The following is a 617-nucleotide window of genomic DNA, read 5'->3' on the forward strand; positions in this document are numbered from 1 at the left end:
ACCGAGTTGGCCCGCAACGGGGAGATCGACCCGGTGATCGGCCGGGAGGCCGAGATCGAGCAGACCGTCGAGGTCCTCTCCCGGCGGCGGAAGAACAACCCGGTGCTCATCGGGGAGGCCGGCGTCGGCAAGACCGCGATCGTCGAGGGCATCGCCGCGCAGATCGTCGAGGGCGACGTGCCGGAGACGCTGCGCGGCAAGCGCCTGGTCGAGCTCGACCTCACCGGCCTGGTGGCCGGCACCCGCTACCGCGGGGACTTCGAGGAGCGGCTGAAGAAGGTCATGGAGGAGATCCGCGAGCACTCCGACGAGGTGATCGTCTTCATCGACGAGCTGCACACCGTCGTCGGGGCGGGCGCCTCGGAGGGCTCCGGCGGGGCGGGCAACATGCTCAAGCCGGCCCTGGCCCGCGGCGAGCTGCACGTCGTCGGCGCCACGACGCTGGAGGAGTACCGCCGCAACATCGAGAAGGACGCGGCGCTGGAGCGCCGGTTCCAGCCGATCCTGGTGACCGAGCCCAGCGTCGAGGACACCGTGCAGATCCTCTGCGGCCTGCGCGACCGCTACGAGGCCCACCACCAGGTGCGCTTCACCGACGACGCCGTCCGCGCCGCCGT

The 617-nt window shown here is 71.5% G+C and carries 1 protein-coding gene; it reads left to right on the top strand.

The genetic code is table 11. The features are described 5' to 3' along the window. A partial coding sequence (locus tag ACI8AR_RS23760) for an AAA family ATPase (RefSeq protein WP_457053190.1) occupies positions 1-617 on the top strand: 617 nt, incomplete at both ends.

Source organism: Geodermatophilus sp. SYSU D01036, from assembly GCF_054050435.1.